At 41.5% G+C, this 24,786-nt stretch carries 25 protein-coding genes; 8 read left to right on the top strand and 17 right to left on the bottom strand.

Annotated features, from left to right (window positions below; translation table 11 throughout):
- Positions 1–61: 61 nt before the first annotated feature.
- Positions 62–1,876 carry an assimilatory sulfite reductase (NADPH) flavoprotein subunit gene (locus tag ABZP26_RS00840; RefSeq protein WP_368485228.1) on the bottom strand — a complete coding sequence of 605 codons (1,815 nt, stop codon included), beginning with the start codon at positions 1,874–1,876 and terminating at the stop codon, positions 62–64.
- Between the two features lie 298 nt (positions 1,877–2,174).
- Between ABZP26_RS00840 and ABZP26_RS00835 the strand changes: the two genes are divergently transcribed.
- Complete coding sequence (locus ABZP26_RS00835; RefSeq protein ID WP_013463781.1) at positions 2,175–3,785, top strand: endonuclease; 1,611 nt, start codon at positions 2,175–2,177, stop codon at positions 3,783–3,785.
- Between the two features lie 332 nt (positions 3,786–4,117).
- Here ABZP26_RS00835 and rpsQ read toward each other — a convergent pair whose 3' ends face one another.
- The 11 genes from rpsQ to rpsJ are packed head-to-tail and all read right to left on the bottom strand — an operon-like array spanning position 4,118 to position 9,084.
- Positions 4,118–4,375, bottom strand: coding sequence for a 30S ribosomal protein S17 (gene rpsQ, locus ABZP26_RS00830; protein ID WP_013463780.1), 258 nt, complete (start codon positions 4,373–4,375; stop codon positions 4,118–4,120).
- The gene (gene rpmC / locus ABZP26_RS00825; RefSeq protein WP_004588692.1) at positions 4,375–4,566 is read right to left on the bottom strand and encodes a 50S ribosomal protein L29; all 192 of its coding nucleotides are present in this window, start codon (positions 4,564–4,566) and stop codon (positions 4,375–4,377) included. The genes rpsQ and rpmC overlap by 1 nt, the downstream gene beginning before the upstream one ends.
- A complete protein-coding gene (gene rplP, locus ABZP26_RS00820; protein ID WP_008108352.1) occupies positions 4,566–4,979 on the bottom strand; it encodes a 50S ribosomal protein L16 in 414 nt (137 codons plus the stop codon). The genes rpmC and rplP overlap by 1 nt, the downstream gene beginning before the upstream one ends.
- A gap of 12 nt (positions 4,980–4,991) precedes the next feature.
- A complete protein-coding gene (gene rpsC / locus ABZP26_RS00815) occupies positions 4,992–5,693 on the bottom strand; it encodes a 30S ribosomal protein S3 (RefSeq protein ID WP_008108350.1) in 702 nt (233 codons plus the stop codon).
- A 12-nt stretch (positions 5,694–5,705) separates the two neighbouring features.
- Positions 5,706–6,038, bottom strand: coding sequence for a 50S ribosomal protein L22 (rplV, locus tag ABZP26_RS00810; protein ID WP_004588690.1), 333 nt, complete (start codon positions 6,036–6,038; stop codon positions 5,706–5,708).
- 13 nt (positions 6,039–6,051) lie between these two features.
- Positions 6,052–6,330: a 30S ribosomal protein S19 gene (gene rpsS / locus ABZP26_RS00805; protein WP_004588689.1), complete on the bottom strand. Its 279-nt coding sequence runs from the start codon at positions 6,328–6,330 to the stop codon at positions 6,052–6,054.
- Between the two features lie 15 nt (positions 6,331–6,345).
- A complete protein-coding gene (gene rplB / locus ABZP26_RS00800; RefSeq protein WP_007376192.1) occupies positions 6,346–7,170 on the bottom strand; it encodes a 50S ribosomal protein L2 in 825 nt (274 codons plus the stop codon).
- 17 nt (positions 7,171–7,187) lie between these two features.
- Positions 7,188–7,490: a 50S ribosomal protein L23 gene (gene rplW / locus ABZP26_RS00795; RefSeq protein WP_008108343.1), complete on the bottom strand. Its 303-nt coding sequence runs from the start codon at positions 7,488–7,490 to the stop codon at positions 7,188–7,190.
- Positions 7,487–8,092: a 50S ribosomal protein L4 gene (gene rplD, locus ABZP26_RS00790; RefSeq protein ID WP_008108340.1), complete on the bottom strand. Its 606-nt coding sequence runs from the start codon at positions 8,090–8,092 to the stop codon at positions 7,487–7,489. The genes rplW and rplD overlap by 4 nt, the downstream gene beginning before the upstream one ends.
- A gap of 17 nt (positions 8,093–8,109) precedes the next feature.
- Positions 8,110–8,745 (bottom strand): 50S ribosomal protein L3, encoded by a 636-nt coding sequence (rplC, locus tag ABZP26_RS00785; RefSeq protein ID WP_008108338.1) that lies wholly within the window; start codon positions 8,743–8,745, stop codon positions 8,110–8,112.
- 27 nt (positions 8,746–8,772) lie between these two features.
- Complete coding sequence (gene rpsJ, locus ABZP26_RS00780; RefSeq protein ID WP_002957900.1) at positions 8,773–9,084, bottom strand: 30S ribosomal protein S10; 312 nt, start codon at positions 9,082–9,084, stop codon at positions 8,773–8,775.
- A gap of 427 nt (positions 9,085–9,511) precedes the next feature.
- Between rpsJ and plsB the strand changes: the two genes are divergently transcribed.
- Positions 9,512–11,950, top strand: coding sequence for a glycerol-3-phosphate 1-O-acyltransferase PlsB (gene plsB, locus ABZP26_RS00775; RefSeq protein WP_024601283.1), 2,439 nt, complete (start codon positions 9,512–9,514; stop codon positions 11,948–11,950).
- Positions 11,951–12,002: 52 nt separating this feature from the next.
- Here the strand turns inward: plsB and tesB are convergent, their stop codons facing one another.
- Positions 12,003–12,860 (bottom strand): acyl-CoA thioesterase II, encoded by an 858-nt coding sequence (gene tesB, locus ABZP26_RS00770; RefSeq protein ID WP_013463778.1) that lies wholly within the window; start codon positions 12,858–12,860, stop codon positions 12,003–12,005.
- An 83-nt stretch (positions 12,861–12,943) separates the two neighbouring features.
- Here tesB and ABZP26_RS00765 point away from each other — a divergent pair, with 83 nt between their 5' ends.
- Positions 12,944–13,399, top strand: a complete 456-nt coding sequence (locus ABZP26_RS00765; RefSeq protein ID WP_013463777.1) for an EVE domain-containing protein — start codon at positions 12,944–12,946, stop codon at positions 13,397–13,399.
- Between the two features lie 126 nt (positions 13,400–13,525).
- A complete protein-coding gene (locus ABZP26_RS00760; protein ID WP_368485227.1) occupies positions 13,526–14,557 on the top strand; it encodes a cytosolic protein in 1,032 nt (343 codons plus the stop codon).
- Between the two features lie 21 nt (positions 14,558–14,578).
- On the opposite strand, the gene ABZP26_RS00755 is transcribed toward ABZP26_RS00760, so the two are convergent.
- Together ABZP26_RS00755 and ABZP26_RS00750 are read right to left on the bottom strand one after the other, a co-directional pair.
- A complete protein-coding gene (locus tag ABZP26_RS00755) occupies positions 14,579–14,770 on the bottom strand; it encodes a hypothetical protein (protein WP_013463775.1) in 192 nt (63 codons plus the stop codon).
- Positions 14,770–15,837, bottom strand: coding sequence for a potassium channel family protein (locus ABZP26_RS00750; RefSeq protein ID WP_368485226.1), 1,068 nt, complete (start codon positions 15,835–15,837; stop codon positions 14,770–14,772). Before ABZP26_RS00750 ends, ABZP26_RS00755 begins: the two co-directional genes overlap by 1 nt.
- Positions 15,838–16,003: 166 nt before the next feature.
- Between ABZP26_RS00750 and ABZP26_RS00745 the strand changes: the two genes are divergently transcribed.
- Positions 16,004–16,951 (top strand): chemotaxis protein CheV, encoded by a 948-nt coding sequence (locus ABZP26_RS00745; RefSeq protein WP_013463773.1) that lies wholly within the window; start codon positions 16,004–16,006, stop codon positions 16,949–16,951.
- Positions 16,952–17,121: 170 nt separating this feature from the next.
- Positions 17,122–18,432: a short-chain fatty acid transporter gene (locus tag ABZP26_RS00740; RefSeq protein WP_368485225.1), complete on the top strand. Its 1,311-nt coding sequence runs from the start codon at positions 17,122–17,124 to the stop codon at positions 18,430–18,432.
- A gap of 39 nt (positions 18,433–18,471) precedes the next feature.
- On the opposite strand, the gene ABZP26_RS00735 is transcribed toward ABZP26_RS00740, so the two are convergent.
- Positions 18,472–19,488, bottom strand: coding sequence for a metalloprotease (locus tag ABZP26_RS00735; RefSeq protein WP_368485224.1), 1,017 nt, complete (start codon positions 19,486–19,488; stop codon positions 18,472–18,474).
- A gap of 357 nt (positions 19,489–19,845) precedes the next feature.
- On the opposite strand from ABZP26_RS00735, the gene ABZP26_RS00730 reads away from it, so the two are divergent.
- Positions 19,846–21,063, top strand: a complete 1,218-nt coding sequence (locus ABZP26_RS00730; protein WP_033102921.1) for an EAL domain-containing protein — start codon at positions 19,846–19,848, stop codon at positions 21,061–21,063.
- Here the strand turns inward: ABZP26_RS00730 and ABZP26_RS00725 are convergent.
- Positions 21,060–22,127, bottom strand: a complete 1,068-nt coding sequence (locus tag ABZP26_RS00725) for a hemolysin family protein (RefSeq protein WP_028835911.1) — start codon at positions 22,125–22,127, stop codon at positions 21,060–21,062. The two genes, ABZP26_RS00730 and ABZP26_RS00725, sit on opposite strands and share 4 nt — an antisense overlap.
- Positions 22,128–22,211: 84 nt before the next feature.
- Between ABZP26_RS00725 and ABZP26_RS00720 the strand changes: the two genes are divergently transcribed.
- Positions 22,212–24,704, top strand: coding sequence for a S9 family peptidase (locus ABZP26_RS00720; protein ID WP_096038084.1), 2,493 nt, complete (start codon positions 22,212–22,214; stop codon positions 24,702–24,704).
- Positions 24,705–24,786 lie beyond the last annotated feature (82 nt).

Raw genomic sequence — 24,786 nt, 5'->3', positions numbered from 1 at the left:
TTAAATCCTAAATTTGTTACAGTGACGGCTGTTAGCTTTTAATAAAATAAACAACGTGCACTTAATACACGTCTTTCTGATAGCGATTTGCGCTACGCAAATCTTTTAAGTATTGATCGGCCTCTTCATTACTTTTGCCGGTATTTTCTGTGATGATATCAATTAAGGCATTGTGTACATCTTTGGCCATACGGTTTGCATCGCCACACACATAAAAATGAGCACCCGCTTCTAGCCAGTCAAACACTTCTTTTGAGTTTTTACGTAACTTGTCTTGCACGTAAACTTTTTCTGCTTGGTCACGGCTAAACGCCACATCTACTTTACTCAATAAGCCTGATTTTAAGTAACCTTGAATTTCTACTTGGTATAAAAAGTCTTGGGTAAAGTGTGGGTTACCAAAGAATAACCAGTTTTTACCCGTAGCCTCTCGCGTATCACGCTCTTGTAAAAAGGCACGGAACGGTGCAATACCTGTACCTGGCCCTACCATGATGATCGGTGTGTCATCATTTACTGGTAAGCGGAAGTTGTCGTTATGTTCAGTAAATACTTTTACTTTACAGCCTTCTTGCGCACGGCGTGCTAAATAGCCTGAACAGCCACCTAAATGCTCTGTGCCAAACACTTCAAACTCAACCAATGCAATAGTTAAATGCACTTCGTCCTCAACCTCGCTTTGGCTAGAAGCAATTGAATATAAACGCGCTTGCAATTTACGTAGGCAATCAACCAGTGTTTGTGCTTCTAATTTAGCTGGGTTTTGTGCAACCACATCAAAAATTTGGCGAGGCTCAATATATTCACGCATTGCGGCTTTATCTTCCACAAGCTTAAGAAGTTCAGGCGTGCCTGTAGCCGTGGCATATTTTTCGACAAAACCAGGGTACGATTGTGTCAGCTCTAGTTTTTCAATTAAGGCATCACGCACGCTAAGTTCTTCATCGCCAAGTTTAACGCGGCTAGTTGGATCAATTTGCGTTTGCGCTAGTAGCTCATCTACACGGGCTTCATCATTTAAAAAGTAAATGCCTAACGAGTCACCCGGCGTATAGGTAATGTCAGAGCCTTCAAGTGAAATTTCAACATGGCGTACATCTTTGGTTGAGTCACGACCGGTAATTTTTTGCACTAAGCTTAGCTCTGCCGCAAACGGGTTTTGCTTAGTGTATTGGCTAGCCGCTGTCGTGGGCGTGCCAAATGGCATTGATACAACTTGGCCGCCTGTGGCATCTTGCTGAGCTTTTAAATCTGGTTCAAACGCATTTAACGCGCCCTCAATCCAAGTGGCGGCTTCATCATCGTAATCAACGTCTAGGTCGGCACGTTGATAAATAACCTCTGCACCGAGTTTAGTTAAACGCTCTTCAAAGTCTTTAGCGGTTTGACAGAAAAATTCATAGCTAGAATCACCTAAACCTAATACCGCGACTTTAACGCCATCAAGCTTTGGCGCTTTTTTGGTAATTAAAAATTCGTACAGTGTTTCGGCATCTTCAGGTGGCTCACCTTCACCATAAGTTGATACAACAACGGTTAAAAACTTTTCTTTTTTCAATGCGGTTGGCTTGTAATCTGACATGCTAACCAGCTTTGCAGCTAACCCACGAGATTCAGCTTGCTCTTTAAGCTTAGTCGCCACCGCTTTAGCGTTACCTGTTTGTGAACCATACAAAATAGTAAGTACTGCTGCCTCAGAGGTTGCTGGTGTACCTGCAATTGGCGCACCTAGCGCTGCTGAATTAGCATTAGCAGCCAAATAGCCGCTAACCCACGCTTGCTGAATTGGATTAAGCTCAGCCACTAAACCTTGTAGCTTTTGTACTTGCTCTTGCGAAAGCGGACTTGCTAGCGCATTGAGTTGACCTAACAACATGAATTTTTCCTCATAACCCTGAACGTTAAACACAATGCTTGTTCACATTGTTTAAAATGAGTGCCACCTCATTCAGAAGGTTCTGTTGAGGTTAATTGAGTATGCAGGATAGCCGTCTAAGCATAGATAAAAAAAGAATAGAATCTGCTTTGATATTCCATTTAGTTATTAATCTAGTTAAAAACCAGTGAAATTAACCTAAAGGGTTTTTATTGCCTTTTATGAAATTCTAATTTAACAGTTTTGTAACCTTTATGATCTAATGTATATTGCTTAAAACTATAAAATAGGAACACCTATGTTACACGGCATATATAAAAACAAATTACTTTTGAGCGCGTTGTTATTGAGCTCTTTGCCTGCGATGGCTAATGTGGTTAATGGCAACTTTGAACAATGGACAGGCAACACCCCACAAGCATGGACGGTGATTGATAGCGGTATTAACGTATCTGCCAACAGCGCAGTCGTGAGTACAGGCTTACAAGCAGCAGCGATTAGCGTAAATACTGGCACACAAAGTAACACTGACTTTTTACAGCAAGTCGCGGTGGAAATGGGTGAAACTTATGAATTTTCAGTGGATGTGTATCATACCGAAGGTCATCTTAAGGCCCGTTTGTTCATAGATGGTTATAAAGGCTATTCAAATCCAGCACAAACCAATCAATGGCAAACCATAACTTACAGCTATACCGCTGATAGTAGTAAAACGATTGATGTCGGTTTACGCTTTTACGATACAAGCGGCTTTGATGGTAGTGAGTTAGTTTATGTTGATAACTTCTTACCTAATAATGACAGCAGTGATTCTCCAAGCTGCGCAGATAACAGCCTTACTTTTAACCTAACTACAGATAACTACGGCGAAGAAACCAGTTGGCAAATAACACACAACCAAGCTGGTATGGTTGCAAGCGGCAGTGGTTATGCCGCAAATACTCAATACACCGAACAATTATGTTTAACCAATGGCGACTATACATTTACTATTAACGACAGCTACGGCGATGGTATTTGTTGCTCATTTGGCAGTGGCAGCTACGCCTTGAATAATGAAGCCAATTTGCTTGCCAGTGGATCAAGCTTTCAAGCAAGTGAGTCTACCGCATTCTCATTAGGTGCTACCCAGCCAACACCGACGCCAACAGGCTACTATGTTACAACTCAAGGCTTAACTGGCTACACGCTAAAAACTGAGCTTTATAACATTATTAATAACCATAACGCTCAAGGGTATTCTGCTATTTGGAGTTTTTACGACGCATCAGCACGCGATAAATACTTTGAAAATGATAATAGTATTTTAGATATGTACAGTGAAAAGCCAAATGGAGTTGATAGCTACACTTATACTGCTGTAAGCGATCAGTGCGGTACCTACAATAGCGAAGCCGATTGTTATAACCGTGAACATTCATTTCCTAAAAGCTGGTTTGGCGGCACCATAGAACCAATGAACTCTGATGTTCATCATATTTACGCCACTGACGGCTATGTAAATTCAAAGCGTAGCAACTTCCCGTTCGGTGAAGTGGCCAGCGCTACGTTTACTTCAACCAATGGCAGTCAATTAGGTTCTGCAAGTAGTGCGATTAATTATACTGGTACTGTATTTGAGCCTATTGATGAATTTAAAGGTGACTTTGCTCGTGCTTATTTTTACATGGCTACACGCTACCAAAACGTAATCGGCTCTTGGCAAAATAACACCACGGCTAGTAATGCCGTACTTAACGGCTCTAGTAACCAAGTATTTGAAAATTGGGTCGTGGCTATGTTATTAAAATGGCATAACAACGACCCCGTTAGCCAAATGGAATTAGACCGCAATCAAGCAGCGTTTGAATTTCAGGGAAATCGTAACCCGTATATCGACCACCCTGAATTTGTAGAAATGATTTGGTAAAAGGGCTCCGGGCTTCGGGCTTCGGGCTTCGGGCTTCGGGCTTCGGGCTTCGGGCTTCGGGCTTCGGGCTTCGGGCTTCGGGCTTCGGGCTTCGGGCTTCGGGCTTCGGGCTTCGCAGAAAAGCATATGCCTTTGCACTTGCAAAGGCTTTTCTTACGCCTATTTTATAATAATATTTTATTGCACTTAGGTTCGTAACACTCAACCCAAACTACGGCGCTATAATTTACTTCTGCCAGCTAAAGGCTGAAAGCTTACCGCTAAAAACTGCTCTAAACGTAAAAAGCCCCAGCTAATGCCGGGGCTTTTCATAAAACAGACTTAATTAAAAATTAAGCTTGTTTTGGACGTTCAACAACATCTACCAAAGTCCAAGATTTGTTCTTAGAGATTGGAGCGCATTCACGGATAGTAACTACGTCACCCGCTTTTGCAGTGTTATTTTCGTCATGTACGTGTAACTTAGTCGTACGTTTGATGAATTTCCCATAGATTGGGTGCTTCACGTAACGTGCGATAGCAACAGTGAAAGATTTTTCCATCTTGTCGCTGATTACACGGCCTTGAAGAGTACGAATTTTATCGCTCATTATTGACCTGCCTTCTGGTTAATAATTGTTTTTACACGCGCGATATCGCGACGTACTGTTCTTAGCGTGTGTGTCTGAGCTAACTGACCAGTGCTTGCTTGCATGCGCAGGTTAAACTGCTCACGAAGAAGACCTAGAAGTTCAGCATTTAGCTCTTCTACGCTTTTATCTTTTAGTTCGCTTGCTTTCATCACATTACCGTCCGAGTTACGAAAGTTGTTTTGAATGGCAGTTTACGAGCAGCAAGGTTAAACGCTTCACGAGCAAGCTCTTCTGAAACACCTTCCATTTCGTAAAGTACTTTACCAGGCTGAATTTCAGCAACCCAATATTCAACAGAACCTTTACCTTTACCCATACGAACTTCAAGAGGTTTTTCTGTGATCGGCTTGTCAGGGAAGACACGGATCCAGATTTTACCTTGACGTTTCACGTGACGCGTCATAGCACGACGAGCTGCTTCGATTTGACGAGCAGTCATGCGGCCACGACCAGTAGCTTTCAAACCGAAAGTACCGAAGCTTACTTTGTTACCGTTTTGCGCTAGACCACGGTTGCGGCCTTTATGCATTTTACGGAATTTTGTACGTTTTGGCTGTAACATTACTCGCTACCTCTACTTAGCACTTTTTTTGGCTTTCTTTGGTGCGCGTTTAGCTGGCTTCTCTTGCTCTTGTACTAGTGGTAAACCACCAATAACTTCGCCTTTGAAGATCCAAACTTTAACACCAATGATACCGTAAGTGGTTAAGGCTTCAGAAGTTGCGTAGTCGATATCAGCACGAAGAGTATGTAGAGGTACACGACCTTCACGATACCATTCTGAACGTGCGATTTCTGCGCCGCCAAGACGACCGCTAACTTCAACTTTAATCCCTTTAGAACCGATGCGCATTGCATTTTGTACCGAACGCTTCATAGCGCGACGGAACATAACACGACGCTCTAGCTGAGAGGCAATGCCGTCTGCTACTAGTTGTGCATCTAGTTCTGGTTTACGTACTTCAGAAATATTAATCTGAGCAGGTACACCAGCGATTTTAGTTACCGCTTGACGTAATTTTTCTACGTCTTCGCCTTTTTTACCGATAACAACACCCGGACGAGCCGTGTGAATAGTTACTCGGATAGATTTTGCTGGACGCTCAATAACGATTTTAGACACAGAAGCCGCTTTTAATTCCTTAGTAAGGAATGTACGTACTTTGTGATCGCCAAAAAGCTGTGCAGAGAAATCTTTTGAATTCGCGTACCAGGTAGAAACCCAAGGTTTAGATATACCTAGGCGAATACCAGTAGGATGAACTTTTTGTCCCATTACTTATATCTCCTAGCTATCTGAAACCACAACAGTGATGTGGCTTGTACGCTTAAGGATGCGGTCTGCGCGTCCTTTAGCACGTGGCATAATACGTTTCATTGTTGGACCATCGTCCACAAAAATCGTTGTTACACGTAGCTCATCAATGTCAGCACCTTCGTTATGCTCTGCGTTAGCAATAGCAGACTCAAGTACTTTCTTAACTAATACAGCCGCTTTTTTCGGGCTGTACGCCAGGATTTCTAGTGCGCGATCGACAGGTAACCCGCGGATCTGATCTGCAACTAGACGTGCTTTTTGCGCCGAACCAGAGGCGAATTTATGTTTAGCTAATGCTTGCATTTATCTTCCCCTCTTAACGTTTCTTCGCTTTCTTATCCGCAGCATGGCCACGGTAAGTGCGAGTTGGTGCAAATTCACCTAGTTTGTGACCGATCATTTCGTCAGAAACGAAAACTGGTACATGCTGGCGACCATTATGGACAGCAATGGTCAATCCGATCATGTTAGGTATGATCATTGAACGACGGCTCCAAGTTTTAATTGGCTTCTTTTCACCGCTTTCCAAAGCTTTCTCTACCTTCTTCAGCAAGTGTAGGTCTATAAAAGGACCCTTCTTGAGAGAGCGTGGCATGGCTATTCCTCAATATTACTTAGTACGACGACGTACTATAAATTTATCCGTACGCTTGTTCTTACGCGTCTTAGCACCTTTAGTCGGCTTACCCCATGGAGACACAGGATGACGACCACCAGATGTACGACCTTCACCACCACCGTGTGGGTGATCAACCGGGTTCATGGCAACACCACGAACTGTCGGACGAATACCACGCCAGCGATTTGCACCTGCTTTACCAAGTGAACGAAGCATATGCTCAGCATTGCCTACTTCACCTAGTGTCGCACGACAATCAGATTCAACTTTACGAACTTCGCCTGAACGAAGACGTAATGTTACATATTGACCATCACGTGCAAGGATTTGAACGTATGCACCAGCAGAACGTGCAATTTGAGCACCTTTACCTGGTTTAAGTTCTACGTTGTGAACAGTCGAACCTACAGGCATATTACGCATTGGTAATGCATTACCAGGTTTGATTGGTGCATCAACACCAGACTGGATTGCATCGCCAGCTTTTAAGCCTTTTGGTGCGATAATGTAACGACGCTCACCGTCTGCATATAATACAAGAGCGATGTTTGCGCTACGATTTGGATCATATTCTAAACGCTCAACAGTGGCTGGAATGCCATCTTTAGTACGTTTAAAATCGATTAAACGGTAATGCTGCTTATGACCACCACCGATATGACGAACCGTAATACGACCATTGTTATTACGACCACCTGATTTAGAGTTTTTCTCTAATAGTGGTGCGTAAGGTTTACCCTTATGTAAATCTGGGTTAACCACTTTAACTAGGTGACGACGACCCGCAGAAGTTGGCTTACACTTTTGAAGTGCCATAATTCTAACTCCCCTTATTACTCGGCGCCGCCGACAAAGTCCAGCTCGCTACCTTCTTTAAGAGTAACGTAAGCTTTCTTCCAGTCGCTACGACGACCGAAACGCATGCCAGTACGTTTTGTTTTACCCTTAACGTTAAGTGTGCGAACACCAGTTACTTCTACTTCAAAAAGCTTCTCAACTGCCGCTTTAACTTCAGCTTTAGTTGCGTCATTTGCTACTTTGAAAACAATCGTGTTGTTTTCTTCAGCAGCGATTGTGCTTTTTTCAGAGATGTGTGGAGCAAGGATCACTTTTAAAAGACGTTCTTCACGGATCATGCTAGCGCCTCCTCAAGTTGCTTAACAGCAGCAGCTGTAATTAGTACCTTGTCGAAAGCAATTAAGCTTACAGGATCGATACCAGCTACATCACGTGTGTCAACCTTGTACAGGTTACGTGCCGATAAGAAAAGATTTTCATCTACTTCTTCAGTCACGATAAGAACATCTTTAAGCTCAAGTTCTTTAAGCTTAGCAACTAGTTCTTTAGTTTTTGGTGCTTCAAGACCAAAACTCTCAACAACGATTAAACGCTCTTGACGAACTAATTCAGATAAGATGCTTTTGATCGCACCGCGGTACATTTTACGGTTTACTTTTTGGCTGTGGTCTTGTGGTTTAGCTGCGAAGCTAACGCCACCTGAACGCCAAATTGGACTACGGATTGTACCAGCACGTGCACGGCCAGTACCTTTTTGAGCCCATGGTTTTTTACCACCACCGCTTACTTCAGAACGTGTCTTCTGAGCACGAGTACCTTGACGAGCACCTGCTGCGTATGCAACAACTACTTGGTGTACTAATGCTTCGTTAAACTCACGTCCAAAAGTAGCTTCAGAAACTTCAAGAGCGCCAGAAGCGTCTTTAATTGCTAATTCCATCACTAAATCTCCAGGACTTATGCTTTAACAGCTGGTTTAACGATAACGTCACCGCCGATAGCGCCAGGTACTGCACCTTTAACTAAAAGCAGGTTACGCTCAGCGTCAACGCGAACTAGTTCAAGGTTCTGAGTTGTTACTTGCTCATTACCCATTTGACCGGCCATTTTCTTACCTTTAAACACCTTACCAGGTGATTGGTTTTGACCGATTGAACCAGGAGCACGGTGAGATAGAGAGTTACCATGTGTAGCGTCTTGCATGCTGAAATTCCAGCGCTTAACACCACCTTGGAAACCTTTACCTTTAGAAGTACCGGTTACGTCAACTTTGTTGATTTCGTTGAATAATTCAACCGTAAGCTCTGCGCCTACTTCAAAATCGCCTTCACCACCATTTAGGCGGAATTCCCACAGACCGCGACCCGCTTCAACACCAGCTTTAGCGAAGTGACCCGCTGTTGCTTTGTTTACACGGCTTGCTTTTTTAGTGCCTGCGGTTACTTGAAGCGCGTTATAACCGTCTGTTGCGTCAGATTTGATCTGAGCAATGCGGTTAGGAGTCGCTTCAATAACTGTCACAGGGATAGATACACCATCTTCAGTGAAGATACGTGTCATACCCACTTTACGACCGACTAGACCTAATGCCATTTTCCTAAAACCTCTCTAATCTTCCGATTAACCCAGGCTGATTTGAACATCAACACCAGCAGCAAGGTCTAAACGCATAAGTGCGTCTACAGTCTTGTCAGTTGGTTCTACGATGTCGATCAGACGTTTATGGGTGCGGATCTCGTACTGATCACGCGCGTCTTTATTAACGTGCGGTGATGTAAGTACAGTAAAACGTTCAAAGCGTGTAGGTAGTGGAATTGGACCACGTACTTGTGCGCCAGTGCGTTTCGCAGTTTCCACGATTTCCGCCGTTGATTGGTCAATCAAACGGTGGTCAAAAGCTTTTAGGCGAATACGAATGCGTTGATTTGACATTCTTAAACCTCAATATAAAGAGCATTTAAAGAGCATAAAAAAACGACCGAAACAATCTTAATAATTAAGATGCCGGTTGTTAGATTATATCTACGTTGAGTTCCAAATCGGAACTCCTGTTTATTAGCTTGAAATCCAAGCTTAATTTATTCTTTCTTGTTCCCGAGGGAATTTTGAAAGCCTGCGTATTATAATGATACTGGTGATAAATGCAACAACTATTTAGACATAATTGCTTTGCAATTGTCGTTTAAAAAATAGCTAAGTTTATTAATAGTGAACGTAATGGAAGTGATGATGTCACTATAATGTCATAGCTTGTCGATTAATCTGCAGAGGATTTTTTAGATAATATGTTATCCTATGCGCTAATTTTGCTGTTATATACCCATATTGATTTGGGTAACTACTCTCTTATGGTGAGTCAATGCGTATTTTAAATTATGGTTTAAATCTTATCTCTGGTGGTATTAGCCGCTTGTTTGTTAAAAGCAAAGTACTGCCTGAGAAGCCGTTAGAGCAATTTGAGTTAAACCCTAAAAACCCGACCTTTTATATAGTGCGTTTAAATTCACGCTTTGATTTAGCGGCACTCGCGCGCGTATGTAAACGAAATGGCTTGCCCGACCCTACCGAGCAGCAAGTGTTAGGTGACCAAGCGTTAGATCGTTTTATTGGCATTAAAAACCCACCACCGTTATTTGGTAATAAAGAAAAGCCTACCAACGCATTAGATCAGGGCAAGCAAATCATTGAACACTTATTAAATAGTGGCCAAAAAAATGTGCAGGTTGTGCCTGTGACTATTTTATGGGGCAGAGCGCCGGGTAAAGAGAAGCCAGGACTGAGTACTTTACTTTCGCACTCACTTACGCCCAGCTGGTTTAGAAAAATATTTGTTGTACTTTTTTCAGGTAGAGACAACTTTATTCGTTTTAGCCAACCACTTGATTTATCACTACTGGTGAACGAAAAAGCCGATGTAAATGAACTTCCTCATAAACTACTTCGCGTAGCTAGAGTACACTTTAAGCGCCAGAAGCTGGCTGCCACAGGGCCTAAAATCCCATCTCGTGATCAGTTATTTAGCTCACTACTGGCATCCCCAACGATAAAAAAAGCGATTCAAACTGAAGCGTCTGAAAAAAATATTAGCCAAGCCCAAGCGCGACAAAACGCATTAAAGCTTCTTGATGAAATTGCTGCTAATTACAGCGACGCCACCATTCGCGTTGCCGATCGCATATTAACCTGGCTTTGGAACAAGCTGTATAATGGGATTGATATAAAGTACACCGAGCAAATCCATGACCTAACCAACAAGGGCCATGAAATAATCTACATGCCGTGTCATCGTAGCCATATGGATTACTTGCTACTGACCTACTCTATTTACCATCAAGGGCTTGTTCCACCGCATATTGCAGCGGGTATTAACTTAAACTTTTTCCCAGCCGGTGGCATATTCCGCCGCAGTGGCGCGTTTTTTATTCGCCGCTCGTTTGCTGGTAACAAACTTTACTCAGCGGTATTTAAAGAATACTTAAGCCAGTTATTTATCAAAGGTTACTCGGTAAAGTTTTATACCGAGGGTGGGCGCAGCAGAACGGGACGTTTACTACCCCCTAAAACCGGCATGCTCGCAATGACAATGCAAGCCATGTTGCGCGGTATAGACAGACCTATATCTATTGTGCCGGTATATATTGGTTACGAGCACGTCATGGAAATCAATACCTACTTAAAAGAACTTGCGGGTAATGATAAAAAAGGCGAGTCGATATTAGGTATTTTTAAAGCGATTAAGAATTTAAAAAACTATGGTCGTGGTTATTTAAACTTTGGCGACCCTATTTCTATCAATCAGTATTTAAATGATAACCAGCCTGACTGGCGTGAATCAATTCATGCAACCGATGTGCAAAAACCACAATGGTTAGGGCCGCAGGTGGCTAACCTTGCTGATCAGGTTATGGTTAAAATTAACAATGCCGCCGCACTTAACTCAGTTAACTTACTGGCGATGATACTGCTGGTAAACGATAAGCAGGCATTGAGTAAGCCAAAGCTGTTAGCTCAGCTTGAGTTTTACTTACGATTGCAACGTGAAGCCAGCTATAGCAGTAAAATAACCGCACCCGATGAAACACCAGAGCAGCTACTTGAACATGCCTTAAAGCTTAATAAGTTTGATGTGATCAGTGATGAGTTTGGCGAAATAATTGCGATAAGCGATAAAGAAAAAACCTTATTCAACTACTACCGTAATAACATTTTACATATTTTTGCGGTGCCTAGTTTAGTGGCGCTGCATTTATTTAAGCAACATCAAAGCACCGTAACTCAGTGCCATCAGCTGGTGAAATCTTTTTATCCATTGTTTGCTAAAGAGTGGTACTTGCAAGAGTTAGATGAGAGCTACGTTACTCGTATTTTAACTAACTTTAGTGATCAAGGCTTAATTGCGCTTGATGGTGATAACATTAAAGTGACTCAAAATAACGATAGCTTTGCCAAACTCGAAATGCTCGGTCGTGCATTGAGCTTTACTTTGCAACGTTATGCGATTGTGATTGGCTTTATTCAAACCAGCCAAGGGATTGAAAAAGCAGAGCTTGAACGTGAAAGCTATGTGCTGGCGCAGCGCTTGGGTACGTTACATGGCATTAAAACGCCGGAGTTTTTTGACAAAAAGGTACTCAGTAGCTTTATTTCAAACCTACGCGAACAAAAGCTAATTAGTGAGTCAGATAATGGCTTACAAGGCAGTCCAGCGTTGTGCGAGACTTACAAACAACTACAAACGCTATTACCGGCACGTATTTGGCAGTCAATAACAGATATTGTGCACGCTCAATGCAAGTAAAATAAAGCCATACCCACTATATTGAAGATATTCAATATAGTGGGTATTAGGATTAGCGCTGACGCATTACCCCTTCTTGAATAGTAGAGGCTACCAAGTTTCCTTGGCGGTCAAAAAACTGCCCACGTACCAGCCCTCTTCCTGAGCTCGCGCTTGGGCTATCAATAGTATATAAAATCCAATCATCCATTCTAAACGGACGATGAAACCACATAGCATGGTCAATCGTCGCCACTTGCATATTCGGCTGCATAAACGACACGCCATGTGGTTGTAATGCGGTTGGTAAAAATTCAAAGTCGGACGCATACGCTAATAAATAGTTATGAATACGTTGATCGTCAGGCATATCGCCATTGGCTTTAAACCAAATATGTTTTACTGGTTCGATGGCTTCTGGTTTAAAGGGGTTATGAAAATTCACTGGGCGCATTTCAATCGGCATTTCACGAATAAATTTATTACGGATAGCTTCTGGAATATGCTGTGCATTTTCTTGATAAAACTCTAATGAAGAACGTAGCTCTTCAGGGGCAGGAACATCTGGCATGGTCGCTTGATGCGATAACCCTTGTTCATCACCTTGAAACGACGCCGTCATGTAAAAAATAGGCTTACCGTACTGAATCGCGCTAACACGACGCGTACTAAAACTTTTACCATCGCGAATCGTTTCAACGTCATACACTATCGGCTTTGCAGCATCGCCTGGGCGTAAAAAGTAAGAATGTAATGAGTGAACAATTCGCCCCGCTGGCAGTGTTTCTTTGGCTGCTGAAAGCGCTTGCCCCATAACTTGACCGCCAAACACCGCTCTAAAACCTAAGTCTTGGCTTTGTCCTCGGTATAAACCTTGTTCAATTTCTTCAAGTGATAACAACGACAATAAATCATCTAATACTTGGCTCATTATTTCTTCCTCAATCCCCTAATTTCTAAATGATACTATACAATACTGGAAAAATACCAACACACTGAGTGAGGAAAACTAATATGGCTTTTTGGCTATTTAAAACCGAACCCGACGCCTTTTCAATTGATGACTTAAAGTATGCCCCTGAACAAACCACGTTATGGGAAGGCGTGCGAAACTACCAAGCGCGTAACTTTATCCGCGATGATGTTAAACAAGGTGATTTAGTGATGATTTATCATTCTAGCTGTAAACAGGTTGGCGTTGCGGGAATAGGAATTGTCACTAAAGCCGCTTACCCTGATCCGACTCAGTTTGACTTAAGTAGCGATTATTATGATGCCAAAGCAACCGTTGAGACCCCCCGTTGGTTTGTGGTGGAAGTAACCTACCATTCTCATCTCAGTAGCATAGTGAGCTTGCAAGCAATTAAGGCAAATGAGTCAGTGACAGACATTGCACTTAAAAAAGGGGGACGTTTATCGGTCATGCCAGTGACCGAAAATGACTGGAATGAAATTTTGAACATGGCTTAATAGTCGCAAAGGTAACATACATTTTGCCATTAAAAAGCCAGTCCACCAGCGCAGTATAGCTTGGCTCAATTTCTCTTATGCCCTCAGATTTGCTATGATCTGCGGCTTGTGCGCACTGGAGGAAAAATGAAATTACTATACTGGTTAGATGAATGGTTAACTCTCAGCGATAATAAGAAGCAAGCAAAACTACCTACCTCTGGTGGGGATTTACTCGGTGATGTGTATGTAAAATATCACTTTGTTGATCTCAACAAACCCTTACTTTTTACTTTTTCACCTGCCGGTACTGATGTACAAGAGCGTGATTTGAACGAAGACTTTGCACCTTGGGGCTATCATTTAGCACAAAAGCAAAACGTTAATATTATTGCGTTTCAGCATTTGGGTAAAAGTAATTGGTTTCGTAACCGCAATTTAATCTTTTTTATTGAGCAACTATCAACCCTACTCTCTCCTTTTGAAACCAAGCTAGGTTATGGACTTAGTCGTGGCGGCTTTGCTGTGGGTGCATTTGCTAAATTACTCAAACTCGACAAAGTACTGCTTTTCCATCCTGTTAGCACTAAAAACAAACTTATCGCCCCTTGGGATGACCGCTCAAGTACCGACATTGCCCAACAATATGACTGGCAAGGTGACTACCATGATTTAGATTTAGGGGATGCAGAGGGCTACATTATTTACGACCCAACCAACCGCATTGACCGCCAACACGCTAAACGCTACCAGCAGCTCACTCACTTACGCGTATTTGGGATGGGGCACGGCACTCATGCCACTTATTTAAATAAGTTTGGCTTTTATAAACAAGTGGCTGTTGATTTTATTGCTAATCAACAAATCGACATTGCACAATTTAGGCTACAAACAAAAACACTGCGTTTAAAAGAGGATTATTATAAAAAACTTAATAAAGTCAATGCTAATTCGCCGCATCGTCAAGCGTTATTAAGTACCGCTCACACTATTTTAATCGACGAAAAAGCAGCGCACGTGCAAGAACACCAAGAAAAAATTGATATTCAACCTTTAATAGACGTAGCCATTAAGCATCAAGATGAAAATCCAAATGATGCCATTAAACTATTAGAAGTGGCTCAACAGCTAGCGCCAGACGACCCGCTGGTTGAGCATAAGCTGAGACAATTAGAATAAGTAACAAAAGGTACTCATTCATTACTTTTTCTTGGCGTGCCCTTGCTTGGGCACAATCGAAAAGTAAAGAATCAGCGCTATCCACGAAAAGAAGATAGCGCCGACTAGCCAGCCATTTTTTTCATGGCCTTGGCTACGCTTACTGTTAAGAATTATCATAATAGGGAAAATGTAAGCACATAAAACGATAATTAAAAACGCAATTTCAGTCATTATTTTTCCAAGCTAGGCCAGTCAACTTCATTACTCAATACTCGCTCTTGCGCAATGTAATGCAAAATATCTCCGGCGTTTACTGCATAATCTAAAGGCGGATTTAAATCCATATTTTTTGCACTTAAATTATGAGCCACACCTAACAATATTGCATCATGATCGTACTTAAAGTGATGAAATAATTTGCCAAACTCCATGGTTTTTACATTACTAGGGATTTGTAAACTAAACTGCGTATCACCATGCAAGGTTGATAATAGTTCCTCTTGTACACGACTTGAGCCTGGGTCTTGCATTGAGCGCACTAAAATCTCTGCCGATTTAGTACTGCTACACTCTACGTTGTGGCAATGCTCTAATAACATTTCCACTTTCGTTTCATCAAAAAAGTGCGCACTTATGTGACAATCTTCTTTGACTAAACGGCTAATACGCAGTGCGGTGGTAAATGTTTGGTCGTCATCTTGGCCATCAATAATCACTTTATCGGCGTGGCGAATGGCAACGCGTTCTAATTCATCCAAATCGGTGAAACTGGTTAGGCGAGCAAAATCAACATTCTCATTACTTAAAAACGGATGCTCTATTTGTTCAGTAACCGCTAATAAGATACGGCGATCTGTCCGCTTAGTATCAGCCAAAATGTAGTCGATCATTTTTTTGGTACGAGCATTATGCCAACCAAAAATAATAATATGATTGCTACTGTGAGCAAAGTTTTTATCACCAGTCATAGCGCGCCTAATTAAGTAAGTTACTGTTTGTCCTGTTTTACCCAACAAGACACCAAATAAAGCCAAACCAAAAGGTATTTGTATTAATGCGACAATCCATCGACCTAAGTCAGTTGATGGACTTAAATCCCCATACCCTACCGTTGAAGTGGTTACCGTGTAGTAGTAAAAAAAAGTACCCGGTGAAAGCAGTACCTGCTCATTTGCCACTAACAATAAGCACCAAGTAAGCAGCATATGTAAGGATGTTGCTATTACAACAGACTGCCAACTTACCTGATCAATATGGCTGCGCAACAGCACAACAATACGTTTAAAAATATGATGCATAATTTTTTGTTAATCGATTGATTATTTAAATCATTTAGTAACACGATACTGCACATGATAACACTTAAGCAACGTTTTACTGTAATCGAAATATTCACGGTTCGTTATGAAGAAAAATAAGAGTAAACTATAGTTATTAAGTTATGAGGAAAAATATGGGTCTATTATGTCAGGTGTTTTAGCGTCAGTTGATCAGCGTACTCAGCTTGTAGGCGAAAATCGTTTAGAGTTGCTACTTTTTTATTTGCATAGCCGCCATTTATTTGCACTCAATGTATTTAAAATAAAAGAAGTGGTAAAGCTTCCCCGTTTAAGCAAAATACCGCACTCTCACCCTAAGGTAACCGGTGTAGCCAATATACGCGGTGAATCTATCCCAGTGATTGACCTTCGCCAAGCCATTTCTATGGCTAAAAAAGAATATGGTGAAGATTGTAATCTGGTCATAACTGAATATAACCGTACCACACAAGGTTTTTTAATTGGCAAGGTTGATCAAATCATGAATATGACCTGGTCTGACATTATGCCGCCCCCCAGCTCTGTGGGTAAAAATCATTATATTACGGCACTAACTAAAGTACAGCGTGATGGCCAAGAGCAATTAGTTGAAATTATTGATGTAGAAAAAGTACTCGCTGAAATAGTTGAGTACGAGGTCAATATTACTGATGGGGTGTTGGATGAAACCATCGTAAACGAATTTGCAGGACGCAAAATATTGCACGCCGATGATTCGCCAACAGCACGTAAACAAGTTAGCGATACGTTATCGCAGCTTGGTATCGAAATTATTCCTGCCAGTAACGGTCTAGAAGCCCTACAAATGCTCAAAAGCTGGGCTGATGAAGGACGCGATGTTGAAAAAGAGCTGCTAATGGTGATTACCGATGCCGAAATGCCTTCGATGGATGGCTATCGCTTAACCTATGAAATACGTAACGACAACCGTTTAAAAAACTTACATGTGGTGCTTAACACGTCCCTGAGTGGTAGCTTCAACCAAGCCATGGTGGAAAAAGTAGGCTGTAATGCATTTTTATCAAAATTTCAGCCCGACTTACTCGTTCAAGAAGTACAAAATCGCTTAAAGCAAGTGCTTGGTGATTCTTAATTGAGCATAACTAGCAAATACCGACCAAGGTAAGTATTTGCTAGCGACACCCCCTCATCAACAACCTTTAAAAAGTCTGCCTTGCTGAGCATTTATTCAAAGCGGTGTTTGCTAATCCTAAGATTTCATGATTAATTAACAAATAAGTTTTCACTAACTCGTTATTAATTATGCTTAATAAAGTTGCCAGTCCATTTACCAAGCTCGTCGAGCGCTACTTACCCGACCCATTTATATTTGTTATTTTGCTCACCATTATTACTTTAGTCATTGCGAATTTAGCGACCCCTGCAACCACACTTGAGGTAATAACATCATGGGGGAGCGGGTTTTGGAACTTACTAAGCTTTGCCATGCAAATGCTGTTGGTATTAGTAACAGGCTATATGCTTGCCAGTACCTCTTTAATAAGTAAGTTACTAACAAAATTAGCAACGCTTGCTAATACGGCCCCAAAAGCCATTATTTTAGTGACATTTATTTCGCTTTTAGCAAGCTGGCTTAATTGGGGGTTTGGCTTAGTGATTGGTGCTTTATTTGCTAAAGCCATTGCTAAACAGACTCGAGTGGATTATCGGCTATTAGTGGCAAGTGCCTATTCAGGTTTTGTAGTATGGCACGGCGGATTGGCAGGCTCCGTACCACTCACCATTGCCAGCGAAGGGCATTTTTCACAGGCGACTATGGGTATTATTGGCACACAGCAAACCTTATTCGCAGGCTTTAATGTTGCAATTCTGATTGGCTTATTTATCATTATGCCACTGGTTAACCGCTACATGCTACCGAGTGAAAAAGACAGTGTTTATGTTGACCCATCACTGCTTGAAAACACACCACCTGATAAAGTCGCAATAACACGCCCTGCTCAACATTTAGAACAAAGCAAACTGCTAAGTATGGGCATTGGCTTACTCGGACTTGCCTACTTAGGCTATTACTTTTTTATCGCAGGTGGCGGCTTAAATCTCAACAGTGTGATAGCGCTTTTCTTATTTTTAGCTATCACACTACATCAGACCCCCCACAATTTACTAAATAGCCTACAACAAGCGATTCCAAGTGGCGCAGGAATTGTAATTCAGTTCCCTTTTTATGCTGGCATTATGGCGGTCATGGTAGATACTGGACTGGCGCAACAAATATCACAGGGCTTTATTGCCATAGCGGATGCCGATAGCTTGCCATTTTACAGCTTTATTAGTGCAGGACTCGTTAATATGTTTGTACCCTCAGGTGGCGGACAATGGGCGGTACAAGCGCCAATTGTTATCCCGGCAGCACAAGAGCTTGGTGCAGATATGGCGCGGGTTGCTATGGCTGTGGCGTGGGGAGATGCGTGGACTAATTTAATTCAACCCTTTTGGGCATTACCGGTATTAGCCATTGCAGGATTAAAAGCTAAAGACATTATGGGCTTTTGCGTGGTACAGCTGATTATTACTGGGGTGTTTATTTCGTTGGTATTAAGCTTTTACTAATATAATCGGGCTGTAACTCATATTACAGCCCGCACTTATTTAGCTCGATAAAATCTTCATTGGCAAGCTTAATATCGCGTTTTCAGAGTCAGCAAAGTGCATCATCACTGCTACATGGCCAGCAACCACCAGCGCATACATGACCGCTGAAAAGCCTTGGCCATATTTATCAAGCGGCAATAAATGCGAGTAATGACGGCCGCGCCATTCAAATACAATTTCCAGTGCGCCAACAAACAAAAAGAACACCAGCAACATTAAGCCAAACGTATAGCTAAGCCATAAGCCAAATAACACACCCAATAAACATACACTCAGCCCCACCCATGAACGCATTGAAAAGCTAATACTTTTTAAAACATGTCCGCCATCAAGCGGTAAAATAGGCAGTAAGTTAAATAAGTTAAGCAGTGCACTAAGTACCGCAACGCCTGCAAATATTTCCATTTCTGTGGCGTAATAAAGCACCACGCCTAACACTGAGGTAAACAAACCAAAGGCAGGGCCCATTAGTGAGATCACCACATCTTGCCAGCGCGTAGTTATTTTATCGTCGCTAACGGCTAACCCGCCTACAAAAGGAATTAAATAAATGCCTTTGGTTTTTATCCCAAAATACTTCATAGCTCGTACGTGGCCATATTCATGTACCACCAGGCAAGCAATCAGCATTAACGCAAATTCAATGGTAAACAGCCAAGCATAACCGGCCACCGATGCGCTCGCTAGCGCCACTTTAACCACCTTAGCGCTTTTAAATAACTTAAAACCTAGCGCCGCAAGTCCCAAAAACCCTTTTTTAGATTCGCCTTGCGCCGCCACAGGCAAAGCTAACTGAGTGGCAAACTGATTATCTACAAATAGCGCAATACTCTGTTGGTTAACGTCACTGCTATCAATACCAATTAGCTGCTCATCAAGCATAAACTCAACATAGTTTTCACGTGGATTTTCAAATGCAATCGCTTGCTGATCATGAAGTATTTTTACAATTTGTTGCTTATCTAGCATAAGCGTAAACGGTTGTTCGGCTAGATTCAGATCGATTTTTATCATTGTTATATCAGTTCGCTTAATTAGGGGCGCTATTTTGAGGCAGAAAAATCCTGTCGATAGCAAGGCAAAAACTTCGTTATTTAGTTGCTCTAAAGGAGAATTTTTTAACGCAGCTCGCGTCTGACTTGCCCCCTCAAAATGATTAAGTATTATTGCGGATTGGTATTATAACCATTATAAATTATGGCGCTAGTATACCTACCCACCTAAAAAACACGAGCAAGATAGAATAATTTGTCGATTGGATTTTGCTGATATTTAAAATTTAAAACAGCAATAAATACTGACAAAAACAATTCAAGCGACTATTTTTAAAACAGAGGGATATAAATTACGACCGTTAAGTTAAGGACAACAATGCACACAAAATTACCAAACATACTCGTTGTCGATGACTCAAAAGCCATTTTGATTGTCATGAAAGCTATTTTTAATGAACTCGAAATGTCGCAATCCACAACCACCTGTTTAAACCCTGTTAAAGCACTTGAAAAAGTAAAAGCTGATATAAACTATTTTGATGCCATATTTACCGATCTTAATATGCCAGAAATGGATGGCATGGAGCTGATCCGTAATTTAGGTGAAATAGGCTATTGCGGTGCAATTGTTATTATTTCTGAAATGGACCCTAAAATAATCAGCCTAGCCGCTGACCTCGCTAAACAGCACAATGTGCATTTAATTGGCAACCTATCTAAGCCTGTGCAACTCAATCAGGTAAATACGTTACTTACCAAAATAGCGCAGTTAAACAGCCACACACTTGTAAAAGAGCGCCCAATCACTAAAGAAAAACTAATTAACGCATTAAAAAATAATGAAATAACACCTTACTATCAACCTAAAATAAATATAAACACCAATCAAATACAAAGTGTTGAAGTGCTGGCTCGCATTGTATCAAGTAAAGACGAGCGAGTTATTTTACCAAGCCGTTTTATCAGCCTGGCTGAGCAATGCGATTTAATCAATGACATTACGTTTACGCTATTTGAAAAAGCCTGTGGTGACATCAAGCAACTAAAAGAGCAGCTGGGTACAAATTTGAAATTGTCATTTAACTTATCGCCGTGTCAGTTAGATGATTTAAACAGCCCCAATAAGTTATTACAGCTTCTACAAAAACATGATGTTTTACCTAGTGATGTGGTGCTTGAAATAACCGAGCAGCATGCCCTTTCAAGCTACACTCAACTCGAAACCTTAAATAGATTAAGAATATTCGGCTTTGGTATTTCACTCGATGACTTTGGCACTGGTTTTACTAATATTAACCAACTGAAACAGCTGCCATTTACAGAAGTAAAAATAGATCGCTCTTTTATTAGCCACATAGAAACCGATAAGTTTTCTCAAGTGGTAGTCAGTTCACTAATTAATATGACAACCCAAGAGCAGCTTGAATTAGTGGCCGAAGGGGTTGAGCGCCCCGAAGAGCTGGCCTACCTCAAGCATTATCAAACAAATTTAGCTATACAGGGCTTTTTATTTAGTTGCCCAAAAGCAAAAGCTGAATTTATCTCGTGGGCCCAACACTGGATAAAAACAGCTGCTAAAACAAAAAACAGCTAACGAGATTCATTATCGTCGGCGCTGACGATATGCTCACTATCAGCTAAACGCTGGTGCCAACGCTGCTTTGCTACGGCGCGCATATTGGTTGATTGATCTCGCTCATCCACAATTTCTAAGCCCATTAACGCTTCTATCATATCCTCGAGCGTTACAATTCCTTGCACATCACCGTATTCGTCAATCACTAAGCAAATGTGGGTACGTTGGGTGAGCAATGTTTGTAATAGCGACGATACATTTTGGGTGCTCGGTACCGTATAGATAGGTTTAACTAACTTACTAATTTTGTAATCTGTGCCTAACCGATGATATGCCAACATAATATCGTTTTTATGTACAAAGCCTATGATATCGTCAGCGTCTTTGTCATAAATTAGCACTCGAGAGAATGACGACGAACCGTGTTCACTCAAGTATTGATTAACGGTAAGATCTTTATGGATTTTAAAAATGACCGTACGCGGTGTCATTAAATCGGTTAGTTTTGCATGCCTAAAGTGCAGCAAGTTACGAATGATTTCTGATTCATCAGCATGAAGCGCCCCAGACTCACTACCAATGTCGGCCATTGCTTCTATTTCTTGGCGAATATAATAGGCCTCATTATGCTTTTGACCCATCAAATTAGTTAGCTTTTGTGCTGCCCAAACAAAAGGCTTAAGGACTAGTACCAAAATACGTAAACCATAAGTCACACTAGGCGTTAAAGCACGCCAATAATTAGCCCCCAGCGTTTTAGGAATAATTTCAGATAACACCAGTACCAATAAAGTCATAATCGCAGACGCAATCCCCACAGCCGCATCTGAAAACACCACGGCAGCCTGTGCGCCCACGCCCGCAGCACCAGCAGTATGTGCAACAGTATTAAGTGTTAAAATAGCCGCTAATGGCTGATCGATATTACTTTTTAGCTTCTCTAGTTGCTTAGCCAGTACTGGCCGCTCTTTACGAAGCAGCGCAACATAACTAGGTGAAATGCTCAATAGCACCGCTTCCATGACAGAACATAGAAACGAAATCACAATCGCTGTAACCATGTAAACGATTAATAGTGTCACTTTTTTTCCTCTAAATTGGATATATGAGCATCATAACAATACATGCTATATTTGGCCAAATCTCCAATAATAATAGGCATAGTAATGAATTTAAGCGCACCTTGGCATCGTTACGCAAAACGTTTTACTCACTTGGCAGCCCTACTCACATTAAGTAGTTTGAGTTTAACGGCATTAGCTGCCCCACTCGATCAATCAAAAATTCAGTTTATCGGGCCTCTTGCAGAAGACATGCAAGCAAAGCCATTTCAAACACCGCATGGCGACGTGATTATCAATAATCTGCTTGCACAACTTGAATCAAATAAAGAAAGCTTTGTTGTGTTTGGTAAAAAGCATAAGTGGCAACCACTTGATAAAATTAACGCGCTTACTTTAGGCGGTTTACAAGCACTTAAATTTAATATTGAAACTAACCGATTTACTCAAGGCTCCTTAAACATTAAAGGAATAGAGCAAGGCCAGGTTTTTATTAACGGTGAGAAACAAAGTGGTGAAAACCAACGCTATCAGCTTGCTTTAAATAACGGCTCACACACCGTTATTGTCATTGCTCAACAGGTTGCTAATTGGAATGATGTCACCTTAGAGTTTGTGCCAAAAGCAGAAACTGACGCCGTGACCCTAACGACAAATAAGACCAAGCGCTTATCGGCTAAGCAATTGTTTGACGCCCCAACTATTAGCGGCTTGTCTTTGTCACCTGATGCTAAGCATTACTTAAGTACAACAAAGCGTTACAGCGATAAAACAGGCAACGACGCCATTACCACAACCGAGCTTAAAAATACTAATAACCAAACGGTATACCGATTTGAAGAAGCGCAGCCTAGCCAATTCACTTGGAGTCCTGATAATCAATTTTTAGTCTATTTACTCAACGGCGAATTAAAGCAGTTAAACCGTAAAACTTTCGCTATAAAAACCTTAGCCTCAGGCCTTGAGGGGGCAAGCAACTTTAGCTATTACAACGATAATAGTATTCTTTTTAGCTGGTCCAAATCACCTGAAGAAACCAATAGCCTCACTAAACATCATAAAGGCTTGCAAGACCGTTGGTCTTACGCCCGTACGGTTAGCCAATTATATTTACTCGATACCCACAGTGGTTTAACCAAAGCCCTGACCGAAGGCGTATTAAGCCATCAACTTGAAGATGCTAATAGCAACCGTGGAAAACTATTAATAAGTCGTCCAGTAATGGCCATGCAAGCCTCAACCCATCCAGAGACTGAGCTGGTTGAACTTACATTAAAATCCAACAGCATAAAATCGTTAGGTAAGTTTAAAACCTTTAATCAAGCGAAATATACCGCAAACAATATTTATGTTGTTGCAGGCCCTGATTTTAAAAATGGCGCAGGCAGAGTACTACCGCAAACCATGCTGGCGAATAATTATGATGGCCAGCTGTATTTACTAACCGATAACGCTAAAAAAGTAACGGCGTTAAGTAAACAGTTTGACCCTGCGATTGGCACATTGGAAGTACTAAGCAATGGCGATGCGTTAATCAAAGTGACAGAAAAAGACACCCAACCACTGTATTTATATGATCTGAGTAAACAACGCTTTAAAAAGTTAGATACAGGGTTTGATATTGTAGAACAGTTTAGTTTTTCAAATACTCGCAATACCCAGCTACTGCTCTCTGGCAGTAATGCTTCAAGCGCCCAACAACTCAAGCGCTTTGACGTAAGCAAAAATAAGGTGGAGTTAATCTGGGATTCAAACCCGATTGCATATGCCAATACCACGATTCCTAAGCTTGAAGAATTTAGCTTTACCAATAAGCGTGGCGTAGAAATATCTGGTCGTGTTTACTTGCCAAGTAATATTGATAAAACTAAAAAGCACCCTGCTCTGGTCTATTACTATGGTGGCACCTCACCTGTGACTCGTGGATTTACAGGGCGTTACCCTTTTAATTTATGGGCAGCAAACGGCTATGTGGTTTATGTGGTACAGCCAACTGGTGCAACGGGCTTTGGACAAACTTTTTCAGCGCAACATGTCAATGCGTGGGGCGATTATACCGCCGATGACATTATGCAAGGCACAGAGGCATTTTTAGCTAAATATGATTTTGTAGACAGAAGTAAAGTCGGTAATTTAGGGGCATCTTACGGTGGGTTTATGACGATGCTGCTTGCTACTAAAACCGATATGTTCAGCGCGTCTATTGCTCATGCGGGAATTTCAAACTTAACTTCTTACTGGGGTGAAGGATGGTGGGGATATTTATACTCAGGCGAAGCCTCTAAAAATAGTTTCCCGTGGAATAACTCTGAACTTTATAGCCAACATAGCCCAGTGTTTCATGCCGATAAAGTGACCACGCCATTACTGCTTATTCATGGTGACAGCGATACGAATGTGCCAGTAGGTGAAAGCTTAACTATGTACACCGCGCTAAAACTGCTAAATAAAGATGTTGAAATGATTGAGTACAAAGGAGCCGATCATCAAATATTTGCTCGCGATAAGCGCTTTAATTGGTGGAACACTATGTTGGCTTACTTTGATAAAAAGTTAAAAAATGAACCACAATGGTGGGATTCAATGTACGGCCAGTAGTCATTTAAATGCGCACTTAAAATAATTTATAAAAAGTGCGCAATACAAAGGTAATTTCATTATTCTTTTTTGTAATATAAAG

This window comes from Pseudoalteromonas sp. SD03 (assembly GCF_040937955.1).
Classification (GTDB): domain Bacteria; phylum Pseudomonadota; class Gammaproteobacteria; order Enterobacterales; family Alteromonadaceae; genus Pseudoalteromonas; species Pseudoalteromonas tetraodonis.
Note: the sequence above shows the minus strand (reverse complement) of the source record. Positions and strands in the feature narration are given on the sequence as shown.

Excerpts from the sequence above, each read along its gene's own strand:
- rpsC (WP_008108350.1), bottom strand. The coding sequence starts at position 5,693 with ATGGGACAAAAAGTTCATCCTACTGGTATTCGCCTAGGTATATCTAAA.
- ABZP26_RS00840 (WP_368485228.1), bottom strand. The coding sequence starts at position 1,876 with ATGTTGTTAGGTCAACTCAATGCGCTAGCAAGTCCGCTTTCGCAAGAG.
- ABZP26_RS00730 (WP_033102921.1), top strand. The coding sequence starts at position 19,846 with ATGCACACAAAATTACCAAACATACTCGTTGTCGATGACTCAAAAGCC.
- rplV (WP_004588690.1), bottom strand. The coding sequence starts at position 6,038 with ATGCAAGCATTAGCTAAACATAAATTCGCCTCTGGTTCGGCGCAAAAA.
- rpsS (WP_004588689.1), bottom strand. The coding sequence starts at position 6,330 with ATGCCACGCTCTCTCAAGAAGGGTCCTTTTATAGACCTACACTTGCTG.
- ABZP26_RS00745 (WP_013463773.1), top strand. The coding sequence starts at position 16,004 with ATGTCAGGTGTTTTAGCGTCAGTTGATCAGCGTACTCAGCTTGTAGGC.
- ABZP26_RS00740 (WP_368485225.1), top strand. The coding sequence starts at position 17,122 with ATGCTTAATAAAGTTGCCAGTCCATTTACCAAGCTCGTCGAGCGCTAC.
- ABZP26_RS00750 (WP_368485226.1), bottom strand. The coding sequence starts at position 15,837 with ATGCATCATATTTTTAAACGTATTGTTGTGCTGTTGCGCAGCCATATT.
- ABZP26_RS00835 (WP_013463781.1), top strand. The coding sequence starts at position 2,175 with ATGTTACACGGCATATATAAAAACAAATTACTTTTGAGCGCGTTGTTA.
- rplB (WP_007376192.1), bottom strand. The coding sequence starts at position 7,170 with ATGGCACTTCAAAAGTGTAAGCCAACTTCTGCGGGTCGTCGTCACCTA.
- rplC (WP_008108338.1), bottom strand. The coding sequence starts at position 8,745 with ATGGCATTAGGTCTAGTCGGTCGTAAAGTGGGTATGACACGTATCTTC.
- tesB (WP_013463778.1), bottom strand. The coding sequence starts at position 12,860 with ATGAGCCAAGTATTAGATGATTTATTGTCGTTGTTATCACTTGAAGAA.
- plsB (WP_024601283.1), top strand. The coding sequence starts at position 9,512 with ATGCGTATTTTAAATTATGGTTTAAATCTTATCTCTGGTGGTATTAGC.
- rpsJ (WP_002957900.1), bottom strand. The coding sequence starts at position 9,084 with ATGTCAAATCAACGCATTCGTATTCGCCTAAAAGCTTTTGACCACCGT.
- ABZP26_RS00755 (WP_013463775.1), bottom strand. The coding sequence starts at position 14,770 with ATGACTGAAATTGCGTTTTTAATTATCGTTTTATGTGCTTACATTTTC.
- ABZP26_RS00735 (WP_368485224.1), bottom strand. The coding sequence starts at position 19,488 with ATGATAAAAATCGATCTGAATCTAGCCGAACAACCGTTTACGCTTATG.
- rplD (WP_008108340.1), bottom strand. The coding sequence starts at position 8,092 with ATGGAATTAGCAATTAAAGACGCTTCTGGCGCTCTTGAAGTTTCTGAA.
- ABZP26_RS00765 (WP_013463777.1), top strand. The coding sequence starts at position 12,944 with ATGGCTTTTTGGCTATTTAAAACCGAACCCGACGCCTTTTCAATTGAT.
- rplP (WP_008108352.1), bottom strand. The coding sequence starts at position 4,979 with ATGTTACAGCCAAAACGTACAAAATTCCGTAAAATGCATAAAGGCCGC.
- ABZP26_RS00760 (WP_368485227.1), top strand. The coding sequence starts at position 13,526 with ATGAAATTACTATACTGGTTAGATGAATGGTTAACTCTCAGCGATAAT.
- rpsQ (WP_013463780.1), bottom strand. The coding sequence starts at position 4,375 with ATGAGCGATAAAATTCGTACTCTTCAAGGCCGTGTAATCAGCGACAAG.
- rplW (WP_008108343.1), bottom strand. The coding sequence starts at position 7,490 with ATGATCCGTGAAGAACGTCTTTTAAAAGTGATCCTTGCTCCACACATC.
- ABZP26_RS00720 (WP_096038084.1), top strand. The coding sequence starts at position 22,212 with ATGAATTTAAGCGCACCTTGGCATCGTTACGCAAAACGTTTTACTCAC.
- rpmC (WP_004588692.1), bottom strand. The coding sequence starts at position 4,566 with ATGAAAGCAAGCGAACTAAAAGATAAAAGCGTAGAAGAGCTAAATGCT.